This is a genomic window from Cellulophaga sp. BC115SP (assembly GCF_009905545.1).
GTDB lineage: Bacteria > Bacteroidota > Bacteroidia > Cytophagales > Spirosomataceae > Flectobacillus > Flectobacillus rivi.
The window spans coordinates 1-4,285 of sequence record NZ_JAAALB010000105.1; the positions used below are offsets into that span (position 1 = coordinate 1).

General features: G+C 34.3%; 7 protein-coding genes. 3 read left to right on the forward strand and 4 right to left on the reverse strand.

All coding sequences use genetic code 11. The annotated features are described in order from the left end of the window. Positions 1-99 precede the first annotated feature (99 nt). Positions 100-477: a hypothetical protein gene (locus GVN22_RS26820; protein WP_166554082.1), complete on the reverse strand. Its 378-nt coding sequence runs from the start codon at positions 475-477 to the stop codon at positions 100-102. Continuing rightward, entirely contained in the window at positions 422-805 is a 384-nt protein-coding gene (locus GVN22_RS26825) for a hypothetical protein (RefSeq protein ID WP_166554083.1), read from the reverse strand. Before GVN22_RS26825 ends, GVN22_RS26820 begins: the two co-directional genes overlap by 56 nt. Before the next feature lie 220 nt (positions 806-1,025). On the opposite strand from GVN22_RS26825, the gene GVN22_RS26830 reads away from it, so the two are divergent. Genes GVN22_RS26830 through GVN22_RS26840 form a run of 3 tightly spaced genes read left to right on the forward strand, consistent with a single transcriptional unit; the run spans position 1,026 to position 3,459 of the window. Continuing rightward, positions 1,026-1,931: a hypothetical protein gene (locus GVN22_RS26830; RefSeq protein ID WP_166554084.1), complete on the forward strand. Its 906-nt coding sequence runs from the start codon at positions 1,026-1,028 to the stop codon at positions 1,929-1,931. Positions 1,932-1,933: 2 nt separating this feature from the next. Further along, entirely contained in the window at positions 1,934-2,431 is a 498-nt protein-coding gene (locus tag GVN22_RS26835; protein WP_166554085.1) for a hypothetical protein, read from the forward strand. Then, complete coding sequence (locus GVN22_RS26840; RefSeq protein WP_166554086.1) at positions 2,428-3,459, forward strand: nucleoid-associated protein; 1,032 nt, start codon at positions 2,428-2,430, stop codon at positions 3,457-3,459. Before GVN22_RS26835 ends, GVN22_RS26840 begins: the two co-directional genes overlap by 4 nt. Before the next feature lie 43 nt (positions 3,460-3,502). On the opposite strand, the gene GVN22_RS26845 is transcribed toward GVN22_RS26840, so the two are convergent. Together GVN22_RS26845 and GVN22_RS26850 are read right to left on the reverse strand one after the other, a co-directional pair. Then, positions 3,503-3,739 (reverse strand): hypothetical protein, encoded by a 237-nt coding sequence (locus GVN22_RS26845; RefSeq protein ID WP_166554087.1) that lies wholly within the window; start codon positions 3,737-3,739, stop codon positions 3,503-3,505. 84 nt (positions 3,740-3,823) lie between these two features. Beyond that, a partial coding sequence (locus GVN22_RS26850) for a hypothetical protein (RefSeq protein ID WP_205691053.1) occupies positions 3,824-4,285 on the reverse strand: 462 nt, incomplete at its 5' end.

The following is a 4,285-nucleotide window of genomic DNA, read 5'->3' on the forward strand; positions in this document are numbered from 1 at the left end:
TCGCCGTTTGATGGTACGTTTAACACTCATGGTCTTGAGGGTTGCCCCTCGTGCTTTGTTTACCCAAAATTGCTACATCATGCGCACCCACAAAAGGACTCATTTTAAAGCAAAATAAATACCCACTGCCGCGGCTATTCGCCAGCACCAATTTTCGGTTTTGCTGTTCTTCAATCTTGCTTTAGTATCGTTGAGCTTTATTGAAATGTCTGTAGTAGTTTTGGACAATGTGAGTTTATCCAACACACAAGTTTGAGCATCCTGTGTGGCCCGATAATAATCCAGCTTCCAGCGGTTGACCTCCAGTGATAAAACTTTGTTGTTAGCTTTTACAAAAGTGAAGCGTGTGAGGCTGTCCAAAATAGCTGGAGCATTGTCGTAAAACAGTTTGACCACGGCGCTACTGTCTGGAAATAGTACCTCATTGGTTTCCTTTGGAGGAGCTGGTAATGTACTTGTTGATTGCCCGAATAGCATCGAGCTTGGATAGGCGAGCATTACTGCGCAAAGAATCGTTTTCATGATGTAGAATAATTACACGATTCAATGAGTCAATTTGAGCCTGTTGTTTGTGAAGCTTTTCCTGAAAGTTGAGGGAATCTAACTTTCGTTGAGTTGTCAGCGCAATACTCAATAAACGAGTATTGGTATCATCCTCGATTTTGAATGGTTTAAGAATAGCCCAAACCAATACAGAAACAAGAATTGATACCAATACCTCTTGTAAAATACGCTTGTAGTCAAATAATGCAGTTGAGTCCTTTACCCCTTTCAACACGCTGAGAATCGATTGAATCCAGTTCATTGTTTTTTTTGGAAAGGAATTTCGTCATCATCCACATTGAAAAAAAGGACAATATTATAAGAGGTATTGTTTTTAAATTTAACAACGTGAGCTAAAAATTGATTTAAGTCAATTAATTCATTTTCACTAGTCAAATCGTAAAAGAATTATTAAATTGTTAACAATTCTAAGACATTCAAAACCTAATTGACGAGCCCGTCCAAAACAAAAATCAACTACAATGAGTAAACCTAAACTTTGTAAAATTAAATTTTACACCTTAATCGTAGAACACTGGAAGAATTCCAGTACAGATGTAAAATCTGAGCCATTTGTAAACATTAAAGAGTTAATCGAAAGTATAATTAAGATTAGAAAAAAGAAAGAAAGATTTCAGGATTTAAAGGAGGATAGATTCTGTTTTCTCGATAACGCTACCATATCCGAAAATAATGGAACTACTCTTATATCGGGCTTGTTTAAAAGTGCTAGGAATGAATTTAAGCCCAATATCATAAATAAACAAACAGGAGAGGAACGTAAAAACCCAAAATCTTTAAGTGAGGGAGATGTTCATAAAACCCACTTTTGTATTAAAATTGACAGTAATGAGGTTTACCTTCTTCTGGAAAGTAATTATTTCGGTATACATATTAACAATATAATAGGTTACTTTGCAAAGTTTTACAAAATTTTGCTCGTTTCTCAGGGGAAAAGTACAAGATTATCTCTTAATCATTTAGTAATCCCCCAAGATGACTTTTTCGAGTCTTTACAGACACTTGAGAAAACCAAGATAGCGGAAGTATATTTTGACAAACAGCTATTAGGTTCCAGAGCGCTGAAGTTTTCTAATAGAACTGTCTCACTCAAAAATGAAATAAAGCTTACGCTAACTGCGCAACCTCATGAAAGCATTAAAGAAGTTGCAATAGATTTATTTAATAACTTAAACAGTGAGCAAGGGGGAAGCGATATAACCAAAATAAGAATTTACGGGAATAATCCTGATGGTAACCCTGTTGTTCTTGATACAACATTTATGACAAGGATGGATCATGTTGAAGTAGATCTAAATACAGAAACAGGAGAAGTTAATAGTACGCAACTTTTAAGCGGAATGTCGAAAATAGCAATTTCTATTTAATCATGGAGTATATACTTTTATTTTGGGAGTATTTTACAGTCAAAGGCTGGAAATCAAATTTATTCTCTTCAATAATTTACACAATTGTAAGTGTTTTAATCTATGTTTACGCAGATACCTGTAGCTATGCTCAATCCGCTGCCTCTTTTTTAAATACAATTATTACAGTACTTGGTATAATGATTGGCTTTACAATATCAACATTTGCATTACTTCTAACGGTAAATAGTCCCAAAGTAGAGGAAGCCAAAAAAGATATTTTTAAAGAAACAAGAAATCGTAAAATCAGTACATATGATACTATATTGATTCCTTTGGCATTTGTAGTGGTCTTTCAAGGCTCATTACTTTTTGTAGACTTTTTGTTTCCAATTTTTTATTCTCTAAATTCAGAAAAGGGTAAAGTTTTCTTCTCTGTAAGTGTCTCGTTGACTATTTATGTGGTAAATGTACTAATGAAGGCGATTTTACACTTTTACTTTATAATAACAAAACAATGAATAAGTTTAACATTAGTGATATATCAGGTGTAGCTGTACATCATGTAGGAGTTAAATACGAAGAGGAAGGAATATTGATTTCAAGAAGCCTTCTGAATCTAACCCCTTCATTAAAGGAGACTCTCTTAAAATACTTTGTTTCATCTTTTAAATCAGATGAATACTTCTCATTTACTCACTCTGTTGACTTAAATTTAAACGAAGTTTATACCTTCGTAAGTGAAATTTTTCAAAACAGCTTAAATCTTCACGAAAATTCAATAAAACTTGTAAAACACCTTTATCAATGTAGTGAGCATCCAAATATTAAATCTGGTGAATTTTACACAGTACATTTCCCCGAGTGCTTTTTTGAAGGTTATCAAACAGAGGCAATTGGGTTATTTAAATCTGAAAGTAGAGAAACTTATATCGATGTTATCGCTGATAGAGATGCATTGAAAGTTGAAAGCTATGAAGGATTTAATATTAATAAGATTGATAGAGGTTGTTTAATATTTAATATTCCTGATGATCAAGGGTTCGTTATTGCACTTTGTAACGGTACTAAAAAAGAGGATTCGGTTTACTGGAATGAAGACTTTTTAGGGATAATTCCAAGAAAAGATAACTATCACAATACTCAGAATGTTTTGAGTCTTTACAAATCATTTATCACCAATAATTTGCCTACTAATGCGAATATTTCGAGTGCTGAGAAAGCGGTTCTATTAAACAAATCCCTTCAATACTTTAAAGATAATGATCATTTTAACCTAGAAGAATTTAACCACAAGGTTTTAGAATCATCAGAATTGATTGATCAATTTCATGAGTTCAAAGATAATAATATTCATAAATTCAATTTCTCTGAGGAGTTTCTTATTTCGGAAAAAGCCCTTGTTAAACAGAAAAGAGCTTACAAGAAAGTATTGAAGCTTGACAGAAATTTTGAAATTCATATATCTGGGAATCAAGACTTATTTGAAAAAGGAGTAGACTCTGATGGTAGAAAATACTACAAATTTTACTATAATCAAGAATTATAGAACTAAGGTTTTATTTTGGGGCTATGATATTATAGCCCCAAAATCACTGAACGTTACCTCTACAATAATTATCATCATCTCGCCCATCAAATCCTTGGTAGATTTCAGAAGAATTGAAAAATAGAATGTTTTCTTGTTTTAAATCTTGTACATAAACCCAATCCCCCCTTGGAGTTGTTCGGTCATTCAGCATTGTAAGAATACTTTTTATTTCGGAGCGATCTCTCACATAAATAGCACAACGCTGATTTGTGAAATAGTTTGCAAAAATTCTAACCATGATATTTTTTGTTTAAAGTCATTTGTTCTATCCCCTCAAATATCCTCCAAACTACCTGTGGAACTATGGCATTGCCGTAGGCTTTTATGGATTCTTCTCTCCAGTAATTAAATGTTGATTTTCGGGTTTTTCTTCCTTGTAGAAGGGTCTCTCTGTCCAGTCTGCTGGAAAACCCATCATCTCGGCCACAAACCGGGGATTCAATTGGGAAGGTTGCCCAGTGACTTGATAAGCCCTTTTTTGTAGAGAGTCCTGGTTCATTTTGCCCGTGTTCTTGGCAGGGTTGTCCGACGCCGTTGGCGTGGGAAGAAATGACACCACTATTTGGGCTAGCGCTTCTTCCAAGTTCCCCTTGTTGCGGTTGGCCAACTTCACACTGTTTAAATTGATATTGGTAGCTTTGTTGGTTCGGGGTGTCGGGAGCATTCCGTAAAACATCACCGCATCCAAAATACTGTTGGGTCTGGCTTTGTAAGCTTCCCCAAAAATAGTACAGATTAAAAGTTTAGAAAGTGTGATATTTTTTAACTTTAGGTAAGTATTATG